Origin of the sequence: Methylobacterium sp. J-088 (genome assembly GCF_022829295.1) — a bacterium.
Taxonomy (GTDB): domain Bacteria; phylum Pseudomonadota; class Alphaproteobacteria; order Rhizobiales; family Beijerinckiaceae; genus Methylobacterium.
Genome location: NZ_JAKSYH010000143.1, coordinates 1 through 13,572, shown reverse-complemented (window position 1 = coordinate 13,572; position 13,572 = coordinate 1). Strand labels below are relative to the sequence as shown.

Annotated in this window: 13 protein-coding genes, 1 pseudogene and 1 riboswitch; of the genes and pseudogenes, 11 read left to right on the top strand and 3 right to left on the bottom strand. The window is 65.5% G+C overall.

Annotated features, from left to right (window positions below):
• Positions 1 to 471, top strand: a 471-nt coding sequence (locus tag MKK63_RS16320; RefSeq protein WP_244003549.1) for a transposase, incomplete at its 5' end; no start/stop codon positions are given.
• A gap of 145 nt (positions 472 to 616) precedes the next feature.
• On the opposite strand, the gene MKK63_RS16315 is transcribed toward MKK63_RS16320, so the two are convergent.
• The 3 genes from MKK63_RS16315 to MKK63_RS16305 all read right to left on the bottom strand — a co-directional run bounded on the left by MKK63_RS16315 (position 617) and on the right by MKK63_RS16305 (position 3,368).
• Positions 617 to 817: a hypothetical protein gene (locus tag MKK63_RS16315; protein WP_244003547.1), complete on the bottom strand. Its 201-nt coding sequence runs from the start codon at positions 815 to 817 to the stop codon at positions 617 to 619.
• A 63-nt stretch (positions 818 to 880) separates the two neighbouring features.
• A complete protein-coding gene (locus tag MKK63_RS16310) occupies positions 881 to 1,105 on the bottom strand; it encodes a hypothetical protein (RefSeq protein ID WP_244003545.1) in 225 nt (74 codons plus the stop codon).
• Positions 1,106 to 1,295: 190 nt separating this feature from the next.
• Entirely contained in the window at positions 1,296 to 3,368 is a 2,073-nt protein-coding gene (locus MKK63_RS16305; protein ID WP_244003543.1) for an ATP-binding protein, read from the bottom strand.
• A 387-nt stretch (positions 3,369 to 3,755) separates the two neighbouring features.
• Here MKK63_RS16305 and MKK63_RS16300 point away from each other — a divergent pair, with 387 nt between their 5' ends.
• The 10 genes and pseudogenes from MKK63_RS16300 to MKK63_RS16255 all read left to right on the top strand — a co-directional run.
• Complete coding sequence (locus tag MKK63_RS16300) at positions 3,756 to 3,971, top strand: type II toxin-antitoxin system ParD family antitoxin (protein WP_244003541.1); 216 nt, start codon at positions 3,756 to 3,758, stop codon at positions 3,969 to 3,971.
• A gap of 66 nt (positions 3,972 to 4,037) precedes the next feature.
• Positions 4,038 to 6,452 carry a PAS domain-containing protein gene (locus tag MKK63_RS16295; RefSeq protein WP_409564521.1) on the top strand — a complete coding sequence of 805 codons (2,415 nt, stop codon included), beginning with the start codon at positions 4,038 to 4,040 and terminating at the stop codon, positions 6,450 to 6,452.
• 427 nt (positions 6,453 to 6,879) lie between these two features.
• Positions 6,880 to 6,945, top strand: a riboswitch (Fluoride riboswitch).
• A 94-nt stretch (positions 6,946 to 7,039) separates the two neighbouring features.
• On the top strand, positions 7,040 to 7,432 hold the full coding sequence (gene crcB, locus MKK63_RS16290) for a fluoride efflux transporter CrcB (protein WP_244003539.1): 393 nt from the start codon (positions 7,040 to 7,042) through the stop codon (positions 7,430 to 7,432).
• Positions 7,429 to 7,931 (top strand): annotated as a pseudogene (locus MKK63_RS16285) (histidine phosphatase family protein). The gene crcB and the pseudogene MKK63_RS16285 overlap by 4 nt, the downstream one beginning before the upstream one ends.
• 27 nt (positions 7,932 to 7,958) lie before the next feature.
• Entirely contained in the window at positions 7,959 to 8,150 is a 192-nt protein-coding gene (locus tag MKK63_RS16280; protein ID WP_244003537.1) for a hypothetical protein, read from the top strand.
• A 60-nt stretch (positions 8,151 to 8,210) separates the two neighbouring features.
• A complete protein-coding gene (gene eno / locus MKK63_RS16275) occupies positions 8,211 to 9,500 on the top strand; it encodes a phosphopyruvate hydratase (RefSeq protein ID WP_244003535.1) in 1,290 nt (429 codons plus the stop codon).
• A gap of 94 nt (positions 9,501 to 9,594) precedes the next feature.
• On the top strand, positions 9,595 to 9,942 hold the full coding sequence (locus tag MKK63_RS16270; RefSeq protein ID WP_244003533.1) for a hypothetical protein: 348 nt from the start codon (positions 9,595 to 9,597) through the stop codon (positions 9,940 to 9,942).
• A 227-nt stretch (positions 9,943 to 10,169) separates the two neighbouring features.
• Positions 10,170 to 11,258 (top strand): YeiH family protein, encoded by a 1,089-nt coding sequence (locus MKK63_RS16265; RefSeq protein ID WP_244003531.1) that lies wholly within the window; start codon positions 10,170 to 10,172, stop codon positions 11,256 to 11,258.
• Between the two features lie 122 nt (positions 11,259 to 11,380).
• Entirely contained in the window at positions 11,381 to 12,499 is a 1,119-nt protein-coding gene (locus MKK63_RS16260; protein ID WP_244003529.1) for an adenylate/guanylate cyclase domain-containing protein, read from the top strand.
• Between the two features lie 196 nt (positions 12,500 to 12,695).
• The coding region (locus MKK63_RS16255) for a molybdopterin-dependent oxidoreductase (protein WP_244003528.1) at positions 12,696 to 13,572 on the top strand (877 nt) is incomplete at its 3' end.

Below are 13,572 nucleotides of genomic sequence, written 5' to 3'. Positions count from 1 at the left end.
CATGCCAAGCGTGGCCTCTTCACGGGACAGGACTTCGTCTACGACGCCGAACAGGATCACTACACCTGTCCCGCCGGCCAGCACCTGACCAAGGGGCCGGCCCGGTCCGATCGCCGGGCCGAGGGCGACGAGATGGCCCACTACCGCAACCTGACGGCCTGTCTCGATTGCGCGCTTAAGCCCCGCTGCACACCGGCGGAGACGCGCCGTGTCAAACGCTGGGTTCAAGAGGGCGTCCTCGACGCGATGCAGGCGCGGCTCGACCGGATGCCGGACGCGATGAAGATCCGTCGCCAGACCGTCGAGCACCCATTCGGCACACTGAAGGCCTGGATGGGAGCGACCCACTTCCTGACCCGGACCTTGGCCAAGGTCAGAACAGAGATGAGCCTGCAGGTTCTGGCCTACAACATGAAGCGGATGATCCAGATCTTCGGGGTCGGTCCGCTGATGGCGGCGATCCGGGCCTGAAGGCCACCACTTCGCTCTGCGACATTCTCAGGACCTTCGCCTTGAACCTGAGGGATCTGCGTTCTCACACGGCCTCGGTGGAAAGCGGCAGCTGACGTTCGGGCTGCCCCGCGCCGTCATGATCGATGGACCCTCACCCTTGCTTCTATGGGAGCGGGCCATGCAGCTCGATCAGGGCATCGAGCTTCGCGCGCCATTGGATCGCCTTCACACGGTGCAGACGGCTGTTGGCCATGAACGCGTTCGCGAATGCACGGTGACCACTTACTGCGGCTTCTCCGGCTAAGGTAGCCAAGTCCGCGGCGAACGCCTCGTCCACCTCGACACCTTCGGCCAGGGTCCGCATGATTTCTCTTGTCGGATCGTGCATGGGACCGAGTTAGCGCGGCGCTGCCGCCACACCAAACGTCTAACGATCAGCGATCGAGCGTTCCTCGCCGGTGTAGGACAGAATGAGCTGATTGGCCTCGTCATGGATCTCGAACGTCATTGGCGTCGAACCGGGCGAGGCCAGCTCGGTGCCGCGGCGCGCGATCTCGATCGCTTCGTCGAGGGTGGCGATGTCGCGGAGATCGGAGCGGTTGGACGAGCTGCCGTCACCGGGGGCTCGAAACAGAGATACCGTGTAGCTCATAGTCCGTCGGGGAGAGTTTCGGTGTGGACGATCCGCCCAGTGGGCCATCGGCGCGAAAACTAGGGCTGCGACTGCGCTAGCCAAGCTGGCTGCTTCGTTCCGCCGTCATAGGTAACGGGACGAGGGGAGCTGATCGTCTGAAGCTTTTGGATATGCACGCGAGTCGCGCGATCGGGAAGGCCCGGGACGATCAACTGCCCAACATGCGTTTGCGGCGCTGCCAGGTGGATGCCTTGCGCAGCACACGCGAGAGCTGGTCGATGGAGTAGGGTTTGTGCAGCAGCTCGAACCCATAGGTGCCGTTCTGCGCCAGGACGTGGCTGTACCCCGACGTCAGCACTACGGGCAGATCGTGATGCAGCCGGCGGATCTCCTGCCCCAGCTCGATCCCGCTCATGCCCGGCATGACCACGTCCGAGAACACGACGTCGAACCGCTCGATATCCTCCGCAAGCTTGGCCAGCGCATCCTCGGCGCTCGCTGCCCAGGTGGTGACGTAGCCGAGCTCCGTCAGCGTCTGGACCGCGAAGCTGCCGACATCGGTGTTGTCCTCGACGAGGAGGACGCGTGTGCCGTGTCCTTCCGTGAACGGTTCCGGCTCGCCCGCCACCACACCGGCCCGGCTCATGCCGGCGACCCGCGGCAGGTAGAGCGTGAACGTACTGCCCTGTCCGATTTTGCTGGCTACCCGAACCTCGCCCCCGGACTGCTTGGCGAAGCCGAACACCTGAGACAGGCCTAGCCCCGTACCGTAGCCAACCTCCTTGGTCGTGAAGAACGGTTCGAAGATCCGCTCCAGATCGCCCGCCGCGATGCCGGTACCGGTATCGGCGATCGTCACGCTCACGAAGGCGCCCGAGGTCGCCGCTTGCGCTGCAGCAGCCGGGATGCCGTCGCTCGACTCCACAGTGATCGTCAGGTCGCCGTGCCCGTCCATCGCGTCGCGGGCGTTGACCGTCATGTTGACGATCGCGGTGTCGAACTGGCTCGGATCGGCGTCGATGAAACAGGGTTCGTCCGGCACCTGAGTGACGATGCGGATGCGGGCGCCGGTGAGCGTCCCGACCATGTCGGCGATCGCCGTCACGCTATGCCCGACATCGAACACCTCCGGCTTCAAGGCTTGCCGGCGGGCGAAGGCGAGCAGTTGACCGGTGAGCTTGGCGGCACGTTCGGCGGCACCGATGATCGCCTCGATGTACCGCCGCCGCCGTGGCTCCTGCAGGTCGGGCCGCGCGAGGAGATCGGCAGACGATCGGATCACGGTGAGTAGGTTGTTGAAGTCGTGCGCCACGCCACCGGTGAGCTGGCCGATCGCCTCCATCTTCTGCGACTGCCGCAGCGCATCCTCGGCCTTCAGGCGCTCGCCGGTCTCCGCGTTCAACGCTTCGACACGTATCGCCAGATCCCGTTCAAGGGCAGCCTTGGCTTGAGCCAGGACGGCATTGCGAACGCGCCGCTCGCGGTCAAACTCGTTCTGAAGGCGACCGTCGCGCAAGATAAGAAGTGTCAGCGCGGCTACGGTGAGCGAGACCAGCAGGGCCATGGCCATACCGGGCCCGACCCGCTGCGCGTCCGTGGCCCGGAGCAGGCCGGCGCCCAGTACGGGGATGAAGAGCGTGACGGCGAGCTGGCGCCGGGTCGCGCCGCCGCCGGCGAGGTTGGAAGCGATGACCGCCGCGGCGCCCCGCCCGGGCCGAACGACGAGCGCGGCGAAAGCGAGAAGGATCAGGGCGATCGCAGTATGGATGGCCATCGTGTTGAACGGGCTGAACGCGTAGAGGTCCTGTACCCCATAGGCGTAGCCGATCAGCGCGAGGCCGCCGACGAGAGCGGTCAAACCCGCGCAGGCATCGGCGAGGTTCGCGCCTCGGGCATCCTCCCGGCTGCCGAGCAGTGTATTCGTCGCGAGGAGCAGCAGGCCGGCGGCCGTGGCGCCGGAAGTGCGCCCGGCAAGCCCCTGATTGCCGCCGAACAGGTACTCGGTCAGCGGTCTGTTGACGACATCCGAGCCAGCGAACGTATGACTTGCCAGCAGGGCGGTAGCGATGACGAGGACGGGCACGCTCAGACTGCGTGCGAAGTACCGATGCCCGGAGTTCTCCGCACCCAGCGCCACAGCCAGCAGAATGAGACCAGCCGCCGTGAGGACCGACATCGCCTGGAGGCTGGGATGCAGCATCGTCAGGATCGGCCGATGCAAGGCGTAGCCGGACAGGACCGCGATGCTGACGACGAGGACGATCGCGCCAGTCGTTCGCACGAAGCGCGCAAAGCCGCGAGCGACCCAAGATTCGATCGAAGCTCCCGTGCCTTCGGGTTCGGCAGGGAGCCTCACGGGCTGTGCGCGGTCTTGGCTATCGTCATGTTCTGGTGTCGGAAATGGCGGCGATCCGTGCAGATAAGAAATCTGCTCGTTGGGCCGTGAAGGGCCCTAGGGTTGCGGCGGAATCGATCGCCAACGGAGAACCTTACCACCGATATGGAAGCTATGATCTATCTTAGTTTAATTCCCGGCCGAAGCTTTTGATTTTTATATCGCTTGTGCCCTGTACCAAAGCGCAATGAGGGGGCGGTGTAAAAATCGCGACACCCCTAGGCTGTCCTGCTATGACCGAGCATGGCCGCAAAGCACTCGCGTCATATCGCCTTGACGGCGCCGCTCGCCCAATGGGCCGAGGAGATGATCGCGAATGGCGGCTACGCCTCGATCAGCGACCTTGTCCGCACGGCGCTTCGCCGTCTGGAGGACGATCATCGCACCGGCCTGGCCGGCCGCGCTTCGTCGACGGCTTTTTCTCAGCCGCGCGCAGAGGACCTCGATCGGTTGACCCAGACCCCGGAGCAACAGGACGTAAAGGCATAGATCGATGCCGAGCGGGTCCAGCTGGCGCTCGCCGCCGGCGCGATCATCGGCACCTGGCTCTGGGACATGCCGGCCGACAGGTTCACCATCGACGAGGCCTTCGCCACGGCCTTCGGCCTCGATCCCGCCCTCGGCCGCGAAGGCATCCCGCTGGCCCAGATCGTCGCCACCGTCCACCCGGACGATCAGGCCGGCCTGGCGGAAGCGATCAACGAAGCGGTCGTGCGTGGCGGACGCTACGCCCATCAATATCGCGTGCTCCGCCATGACGGGCAGTACCATTGGCTGGAGGCCAACGGCCATGTGGAGCATGGGACGGACGGGATGCCGTTGCGGTTCCCCGGCGTCCTCCTCGACATCGAAGAACGCCGCGTCGTCGAGCAGGCACGCGAGCGCGCCGTCGCCGCGCTGCAGGACCTTAATGCCGATCTGGAACGCCAGGTCGCGGAACGGTCCCTCGCCCGGGGCCGCATCTGGCAGGTCACGCCTGACCTACTGGTCATCATCAACGATCAGGGCTGGTTCGAAACCCTCAACCCGGCCTGGACCGCGACCCTCGGCTGGTCCGAGGCGGAGCTGACCCAAACGGCCTTCTTCGACTTCGTCCATCCCGACGATATCGCTCCCACGCAAGTGGCCTGGGCGCTTGCCAACGAGCGCGGCTTGCCCGTGCTGCGGTTCCAGAACCGCTACCGGCACAAGGATGGCGGCTGGCGGTGGCTTTCTTGGGTGGGGGTGCCGGACGACGGCAAAGTCTATTGCTCGGCGCGTGACGTCACCGTCGACGTCGAGCAGGCGGCTATTTTGCGCGAGAGCCAGGAACGCGAGGAGCGCATCCGGCAGACCACGCAGCGCATGCAGACGTCGCTCGCGGCCGGCGCCATCATCGGCACCTGGAACTGGAATTTCCAGGACGACTTCTTCACCTTCGACGAGGGCTTCGCCCTAGCCTTCGGCCATGACCGAGCCTCGGCGCAGACTGGCCTGCCGATCGACCAGGTGCTTGTGAACGTGCATCCCGAAGACCGGCCGGGGCTGGATGCCGCGATCAAGGAGACGATCGCTCGCGGCGGCTCGTATGCCCGCCAATACCGGGTGCGGCGCGCGGACGGCAAATTTTACTGGCTGGAGGCGAACGGCCGGGTCGATTTCGATGCGGACGGCACGGCGTCGAGCTTCCCCGGCTTCATCATGAACGTCGAGGACCGGGTCAGCCTGGAAGCGCAGCGCGACCGGGCGACGGCCGAGCTACGGGCGCTTAGCGAGACCCTGGAGTCACGCGTCGCCGAGCGCACGTCGGAGCTGATGCAGGCCGAGGAAACGCTGCGCCAGTCCCAGAAAATGGAGGCGGTCGGCCAGCTCACCGGCGGCCTCGCGCACGACTTCAACAACCTGCTCGCAGTCGTCAGCGGCAACCTCGAACTGATGGCGGTGCGCCTCGGCCGCGGCAAGGTCGACGACCTCGAACGGTTCATGGCGTCCGCACAGGCCGCCGCGAAGCGGGCGGCAGCCCTGACCCACCGGCTGCTCGCCTTCTCGCGCCGGCAGACGCTCGAACCAAAGGTGACCGGGATCAACGAGCTGGTCGAGGGCCTGCAGGACATGGTCAACCGCACGGCGGGGCCGGAGATCGTCGTCGACTTCGTGGCCGGCGCCGACCTTTGGACGGCCTTCGTCGATCCCAACCAGATCGAAAACGCCCTGCTGAACCTCTGCATCAACGCGCGCGACGCCATGCCGGATGGCGGCCAGCTGACCGTAGAGACGAGCAATCAGGATCTCGGTCCCGGCATCGCCACAATCCGTGATCTGCCGCCCGGCCAGTATGTCGCCTTAAGCGTCAGCGACACCGGCACGGGCATGTCGCCGGAACTGATCGCGCGCGTGTTCGAGCCGTTCTTCACGACCAAGCCGACAGGCCAGGGCACCGGCCTCGGTCTCTCCATGGTCTACGGCTTCGCGCGCCAGTCGAACGGGCAGGTCCGCATCCACTCCGAGGTCGGGCGCGGCACGACCGTCACGATCTACCTGCCTCGCTCCGAACAATCCTTCGTCGAGGACCGCATCGACCTCGTGGCCGCGCCGCAGCCAGCCAGACGGGGCCAGACGGTGCTGGTCGTCGACGACGAGCTGGCGGTCCGCATGCTGATCGACGAGGTGCTGCGCGAGCTCGGCTACGGGATCATCGAGGCGGGAGACGGTGCGACCGCCCTGAAAATCCTGCAAAGTGACACGCGCATCGACCTGCTCGTCACCGATGTAGGCATGCCGGGCATGAACGGACGCCAGCTGGCCGATGCCGCCCGCATGAGCCGGCCGCAGCTCAAGACCCTGTTCATCACGGGCTATGCCGAGGCGTCCGTCATCAGCCACGGGCATCTCGATGCCGGCATGGCGGTCATGACCAAGCCGTTCGCCCTCGATGTCCTGGCAAACCGCGTCCGGGCGATGATCAAGGCGCCTACAGCCATCGCATCCTGAATATCGCAGCAGCCCTATGCGCAATCTGGCCCGAGCAGGATGAGCGGCTTGCCCAGGGCGGGACTGCGTCTCAAAAGGATTTTCTTTTTGTGTGGCCACCTACCAGCCCAATTGCTAAGGTACGGCTGACTGACAATGGTCGTTTATCCAAATCGCGGATAGCCATCCTAGCAGCCGCGTTGCGTCGGAAGCGGCTATGTTCCAGCACGACCGTTCCATCCAGCAAGCTCTTCTGGAATCACAGGGCCGGCACCTACGTATCGCGGACGGTCGTCGGCCGTCCACCGGTGCAGTGTCGGAAGCCCCGGACAAACCATCCGAGATGCGAAAGGCGCCTCGCGGCCTCATCTCACTTGCGCCGGCCCAAATGACTAATTTGTGTTGTTTTACTCTAAGTATTGACTTCGGGCGGTGGGCGCCTATCTGGATAACTGATGGGGATGGAGCTCCCCGATAACCGCCTTCGTCGAGGGCTGATAGCTCCTACCGTGAGGGCGCGATCCGTTCGCCCGCGGTGGGAGATTACGCCTCCTGCGCTGCGAGCCGATCAATCTAGCCCTTATCCGACGTGGGGAGGGGCTAGGCTTGTGAACGCACTCATCATCATCCTTGGAGCCGGCTTCGGCGGTGGCATCCGTCACGGGGTCAACGTGGCGGTCTCGCAAGCCGTGCCCGACCTCGAATTCCCGCTCGCGACGCTGATCATCAATGTGCTGGGCTCGTTTCTGATGGGCGTCATCGCGGAGACCTTCGTCCTGCACGGCTCGGGTGAGCATCCGCTCAGGCTGTTCCTAACCACCGGTGTGCTCGGCGGCTTCACCACCTTTTCGACTTTCTCGCTCGACGCTGTAGCGCTCTACGACCGAGGCGAGATCGCGGCCGCGGGATTGTATGTCCTCGCCTCCGTCGTCGCAGCGCTGCTCGGCCTCGTCGCCGGGTTAGCTCTGGCACGCACGTTTCTGGCGGGAGGCGTATCGTGAGCAGGCCGCGCCGGCAGCTCGTCCTCGTGCGCCACGGCGAGAGCACGGCCAACGCAGCCGATGAATTTACCAGTCGGCGTAACGTCTCCCTGACCGCGCGAGGCCGAGAGCAGGCCCGCGCCGCCGGGCGCCGATTGCTAGAACGCGGCTGCAATATGGAATGCGCACTGGTCTCAACAAGCGGGCGGCGGAGGCAGGTTGGGGCGCGGCCCAGGTCACGACCTGGCGGCGTTCCTACGTCGATGGGCCACCGGGGGGCGAGAGCCTCCGGGACACGCTGGCGCGCGTCGTGCCCTTCTACATCCATCGGATCCTCCCAGCCGCGATGCGTGGGAGCGCGCTCGTAGTCTCGCACGGCAACTCGCTGCGTGCCCTCGTCATGGCCGTCGAGGGACTGAGCCCGGCACAGGTCAAGGTACTCGAACTCCTGACCGGCTCGATCCGCATCTACACGCTGGCAGTCGACACGACGATCGAGGCTAGCGCTCTCATCCGTTAACCCACCCTGATCCTGGAGCGACCCGCCATGAACCAAACCCCGAAGCGCGAGACCGACCCGGAACTAGAGGATATCCGGCAACTCGGCCTTCTGGCGCACCAGCACCGGCAGGCCGCTCGCACGCTCGGCGTATCGCGCGGGACGATGAGCATCATCTGGATCGTCCTGGGAGGGATCCTAATCGCCGTCCTAATCGGGCTGGCTCTCGCGCTGCACTGAGGCCCGATCCCAGACCGAAGCCCGGGCACCCGCCATCGCCATTCAAATACGAGATTTGACATGACCACGCCGAGCACGATCCGCAGCCTCGATGCCCTGGAGATCCTGGACTCACGCGGGCATCCGACCCTCGAAGTGCACGTCACCCTCGATGGCGGAGCGAGCGCCACCGCCGCCGTGCCCTCGGGGGCCTCGACCGGAGCCAACGAGGCAGTCGAGCGGCGCGACCGCGATCCGATGCGATATGGCGGTTTGGGGGTGCTCGGGGCGGTCACCGATGTGCGCGGTCAGATCGCCGACGCTCTGCGTGGGCAGGACGCTATCGACCGGGCGGGTATCGACCGAACCCTCTGCGCCCTTGACGGAACGCCGAACAAGTCGCGGCTCGGCGCCAACGCCATACTCGGTGTATCCATGGCCGCCACCCGGGCCGCCGCCGCGGCCACCGGTCGACCGCTCTACGCCCATCTCGGCGGGGACGCAGCCAGCCTGCTGCCGATGCCCTGTCTGAACGTGCTCAACGGAGGTCGCCACGCCGACAGCTCCCTGGACGTGCAGGAGTTCATGCTCGTACCAGTCGGCGCATCGACCTTCTCTCGGGCAATGCGCGCCGCCGCAGAGACCTACGCCGCGATCAGGGAGATCCTGCGGGCTCGCGATCTATCCACTGCGGTGGGCGACGAGGGCGGCTTTGCACCTGCCCTCGACGACAACGAGGCGGCCCTCGCTCTGATCGTCGAGGCGATTGAGCGGGCGGGTTACCGACCGGGCGAGGATATTGCCATTGCGATTGATCCGGCCGCCACCTCGTTCGCGGTCGATGGTGGTTACGACCTGTCCCGATCTAGGACGGGCCGGCTCGACCGCATCGGCCTGCTCGCCCTCTACGATCGCTGGGTAGGGCGCTGGCCGATCGTCTCGATTGAGGACGGGTTCGCGGAGGACGACTGGAACGGCTTCGTCGCGCAGACCGCCGCGCAGGGCGACCGGATCCAGATCGTGGGCGACGACCTGCTCGTAACCAATACGCGTTTCATCGGTGATGCGATCGCGCGCAAGGCCTGCAACGCGGCACTGATCAAGCTCAATCAGATCGGCACCGTATCCGAGACAGTCGCCGCGGTCGAACTCTGCCGTTCGGCCGGCTGGGCGACGATGGTCTCGCACCGTTCGGGCGAAACCACGGACGCGTTCATGGCTGACTTCACCGTCGCGATGGGCAGCGGCCAGATGAAAGCCGGCTCACCGTGCCGGGGCGAGCGTCTGGCCAAGTATAACCGTCTGTTGGCTATCGAGGTTGAACTAGGCTCCCGAGCGCGGTTCGAGAACCCATTCAAGAAATACGCTTGAGATTGCTCGTAAATGCAGAAGCACATCCCGCCAATTTTGAAATACAAACTGAAGATTTTTACAGGTTTGTACCGACGATAAGGATAAGATCATCATGAGCAAGACCACTCGCGAGACACTCTATCCCTCCACTCGGCTCAGCGCAAAACTCTCGTCGCGCGGCGTCGGTGACGATGGTACCGTCCCCAATCGGTCAGACCGCGTACTGATCGAAGCTTTACGCTCCGCCCGTGAAGAGGGCTACGACGCGATCATGGCGACTGAGCGCTACGATCCGGACTTCTCCATCGATCTCTCGCGCGCTCGTACGGAGGCCGAGGCCGACGTGTTGTTGGAGCACTGGCATGACCGCCGCTGTGGCGTTCTCGCGACAACGCGTGCGACGCTCAAGCGGATCTGGCAGGAGCATCAGAGAAAGTCGACTTCCGAACCGGGCACCTAATGGATGCGATATGAGGTATGACTTCGCTCGTGGTTGAGCCTCATGCGCGATGAGAGTCATGTGCGCCGGAAGTTACAGGCCATGCGTGCGGACCCAACCGCAGAGACCTTCCCCAAAGGCCAATCGACCCAGCATCGTTCGAATCGACAGATCAAAAACATCTCGACGTTCTGTTGGATAAAAATCTCGTCCTCGCCGAGGGTACGCTACCGACAGGAGCCACCACGATGTCGAACGAGATCAGCGAACCCCGTACTAATATCGTCGCAACCGTGCACCGCGTCCTACCGGGCATAATCCTCTGCCTCGCGGTTACAACGATCGCCGTCGGTCTTGAGGTTTTGGAGGAGTACCTGTTCGGCCGCGCCTGGCTGGAGGCACTGGTGCTGGCTATCGTGCTCGGAACCGCGATCCGCACCGCCTGGACCCCGTCGCAGCGTTTCTTCCCCGGTATCGCTTTCGGCGCCAAGACCGTTCTGGAGATCGCTGTCGTCCTGCTCGGAGCCTCGCTCAGCGTCGCGACCCTGCTCGCCGCCGGCCCGGGGCTCCTCGTGGGCATCGTCGTCGTCGTTGCAGCTGCCATCGCGGCGAGCTATGGCATCGGCCGGGCGCTCGGGTTGCATCCCCGTCTCGCTATCCTGGTCGCCTGCGGCAACTCCATCTGCGGCAACTCGGCCATCGCGGCGACCGCCCCGGTGATCGGGGCCGAGGCCGAGGACGTAGCCTCCTCGATCGCCTTCACAGCCGTGCTCGGCGTCCTCGTGGTACTCGGCCTACCGCTTCTGGTGCCGTTGCTCGGCCTGTCCCCGATGCAGTACGGCGTGCTGGCGGGCCTGACCGTCTACGCCGTGCCGCAGGTGCTGGCCGCGACTGCGCCGGTGGCCGCTCTCAGCGTTCAGGTCGGCACCCTGGTCAAGCTCGTGCGGGTATTGATGCTCGGGCCGGTGGTGCTCGTCCTCTCGCTCGGGGCAAGCCGGCTCCGCGAGGAGACGGACGAGGCTTCTCCCAGCGTTACCGCCGGTGCCCGCCCGGCGCGCGGCGGCCTCGCGATCCAGCGTCTGGTGCCGTGGTTCATCCTCGCCTTCCTGGCGCTTGCGGGACTTCGCTCGGCCGGGCTGATCCCGCAGATCGCCCTCGCGCCGATGTCGGAGACCGCCAACGGGCTCACCATCGTTTCGATGGCGGCGCTCGGCCTCGGGGTCGACGTGCGCAGCGTCGCCAAGGCCGGGGCGCGGGTGACCCTCGCTGTGGTCGCCTCGCTCCTTGCCCTCGGCGCCGTCAGCCTTGGCCTGATCCATGTGCTCGGCCTCGTCTGATCCGCGCTATGGCATCGATCCGACCCCTTGATGGAAGAACTGCCGTGACACGTTCGTCCCAATCATCATCCGAGGCGGTCGCGCAGGCGACGGGATGGTTGATAGGGCCGGGTCGCAAAGCGGTGGACGCGGCAGCCCTTCTCGATGGGTTCAGTGCGTGCCTCTCGGGGCTCGGCCTGCCGCTGGCCCGCGCCACCACCCACGCGCCGACCCTGCATCCGTCGTTCCGGTGGGTGATGCGCGTCTGGCATCCAGGAGCGTCGAGCCTAGCCCTGCGTCGCCGCCACGGCATCGAGGGCACCCCGACCTTCCACGGCAACACCGTCGAACACGTGGTCAAGACGCGGACCCCATTCCGATGCCGCCTCGACGGGGATGGGCCGCTGCCGTTTCCCGTGCTCGGCGAGCTTCGCAACGAGGGTCTGACCGACTACCTCATCGCGCCGCTGCGCGCCGCACGTGGACGCATGGGTGCCGCCTCCTGGGCCACGGCGAGACCGGGCGGCTTCACGCCGATCGAGATCGACACGTTGCTGACGCTGGTCGAGCCGTTCTCGCTGCTGTTCGAGATCAAGGCGCTCGACGACATGCTTGGCGCGGTCCTGAGCGCCTATGTCGGGCGCGACCCGGCGCGGCAAATCCTAGCCGGCAAAGTGCGGCGCGGCGACGTACGCCTCATGCGGGCCGCGATGATGCTGACCGACCTGCGTGGGTTCGGCGAACTGTCCGACCGGCAAAGCCCCGACCGTGTCGTGGCCGCCCTCAACCGGATGTTCGATGTCATCGTGCCAGCCGTCGAGGCGGAAGGCGGCGAGGTGCTGAAGTATATCGGCGACGGGCTACTGGCCGTGTTCGATGCCGATCGCGACGAGGCCGAGGCGCGCCGTGCCGCCTTGCGTGCCGCCGAGGCCGCGCTCGATGCGCTTGCGACCTTGCGCGACGGCCATAGACCTGCCTTCGACGTCGGCGTCGCACTTCATGTCGGGGAGGTCGCCTATGGCAATATCGGCGGCGGTGACCGGGTCGATTTCACGGCGATCGGCCGCGATCTGAATGTGCTTGCCCGCGTCGAGCGCCTGTGCAAGACCTATGATACCCCGCTCATCGCCACCGACACCTTCCTCGACGGCCTCGCGCATTCCCTCGAACCGCTCGGCACCGTCGCCCCGCGCGGTTTCGCCGAACGTCACGCCCTGTTTGGGCATCGCCGGACCGCGCCCGTCGAAGCACCGGCGGTCTGACGTCGAGATGGTATCCGGTACCACCGGGGCGGAGATCGAAAATTCCCAAATCATCACGTCGAGAGATCGTTCGCATCACGAAAGACCGTTGGTGGGAATAATTCGCATCCCGTAGCATCTCCTTGGTCGCGAAGTATCGCGACGGGCTTGGTGCCCTCGAACGCATCGACGCCGACATTCTTCAAGGGGAGAGACCATGCCCGGACTGGACAGACCGACGAACCGCCGCCTCGTGTTGGTTGGACTCGGGCTCGGCAGCCTCGGCGCCGCGCTGCCGGCCTGGGCCAAGGGCACTGTGAGGCTTCCTCTGCCGGGCGGCCCGGATGAGCGGGATCTGACCACCGCGTTTCCGGGCAAGGGCGAGATGATCCTCCAGCGCACCCATCCGCCGCTGCTGGAGACGCCGTTTTCGGTGTTCGACGAGGGCGTGTTCACCCCCAATGACCGCTTCTACGTGCGCTGGCACTGGGCCTCGATCCCGACAGAGGTTGATGCTGGCACCTTCCGTCTCAAGGTCCATGGTCATGTCGAGAAGGAGCTCTCGCTCTCCCTCGATGCCATCGCCGGCCTGCCGCGCTTCGAGATCGCCGCGGTCAACCAGTGCTCGGGCAACTCCCGCGGGCTGTTCGAGCCTCGAGTGCCCGGCGCGCAATGGGCCAACGGCTCGATGGGCAACGCCAAATGGACGGGCGTGCGCCTCAAGGACGTCCTCGAAAAGGCCGGGGTGAAGGCCGGTGCCGTCCAGGTGCGTTTCAGCGGCCTCGACGAGCCGGTGGTGGACGATGCGCCCGACTTCAAAAAGTCGCTCGATCTCGATCATGCCGACGATGGTGAGGTGATGATCGCCTACGCGATGAACGGCGAGCAGCTGCCGCTGCTCAACGGCTTCCCGCTGCGGCTCGTGGTGCCGGGCTGGTACTCGACCTACTGGGTCAAGATGCTGTCCGACATCGAGGTGCTGGACAAGCCCGACGATCAGTACTGGATGAAGACCGCCTACCGCATCCCGGACGTTCCGGGCGCCAACATCAAGCCCGGCCAGACCGGCTTCAAGACGGTGCCGATCAACAAGA

Coding starts and splice junctions, on each gene's coding strand:
- MKK63_RS16315 (WP_244003547.1), bottom strand. CDS start 817: ATGCGGACCCTGGCCGAAGGTGTCGAGGTGGACGAGGCGTTCGCCGCG.
- MKK63_RS16310 (WP_244003545.1), bottom strand. CDS start 1,105: ATGAGCTACACGGTATCTCTGTTTCGAGCCCCCGGTGACGGCAGCTCG.
- MKK63_RS16295 (WP_409564521.1), top strand. CDS start 4,038: ATGCCGGCCGACAGGTTCACCATCGACGAGGCCTTCGCCACGGCCTTC.
- MKK63_RS16280 (WP_244003537.1), top strand. CDS start 7,959: ATGAACCAAACCCCGAAGCGCGAGACCGACCCGGAACTAGAGGATATC.
- eno (WP_244003535.1), top strand. CDS start 8,211: ATGACCACGCCGAGCACGATCCGCAGCCTCGATGCCCTGGAGATCCTG.
- MKK63_RS16270 (WP_244003533.1), top strand. CDS start 9,595: ATGAGCAAGACCACTCGCGAGACACTCTATCCCTCCACTCGGCTCAGC.
- MKK63_RS16265 (WP_244003531.1), top strand. CDS start 10,170: ATGTCGAACGAGATCAGCGAACCCCGTACTAATATCGTCGCAACCGTG.